We start from the raw sequence: 408 nt of genomic DNA on the forward strand, positions 1-408 counted from the left end.
GTACGTGCTCATGCGGAATTTGATGGGTCCGGTGATTGCCGATATCAAGGTCGAGAAGTTGCGGCCTCATGTTCGGCTGGTCAAGACACAGTATACGTTTCGGGCTAAGGGTAACGTTCCGTGGACCCGAATGGTAAGCAGTCTTGAGAATGATGCAAAGCGCCTGAAGTTGATCGCAGAGTGGGCGGTGCGCGACGCGCGGGCCGGACACATGATCCTGATTCCAATGTCTCAGGTGAAGCCTATTAAGGCGCTGGTCGCCGCAATCAACAAGATCGCGGGAGAACCAATAGCCAAGGCTTTCTTGGGCTCCGGCTCAACGAAGAAGACGGAGCGCGATGCTATCCTTCAGGAAGCCCGTCAGTACAAGATCAAGGTGTTGATCGGCACCACAAAGCTACTGACGAC

At 54.7% G+C, this 408-nt stretch carries 1 protein-coding gene; it reads left to right on the forward strand.

The window, feature by feature from the left end:
- Nucleotides 1–130: 130 nt before the first annotated feature.
- The coding region (locus AC1RPK_RS07615; protein ID WP_481769334.1) for a hypothetical protein at nt 131–408 on the forward strand (278 nt) is incomplete at its 3' end.

The sequence above is a fragment of the Dellaglioa sp. CoH-55-MRSF-6 genome, assembly GCF_056782215.1.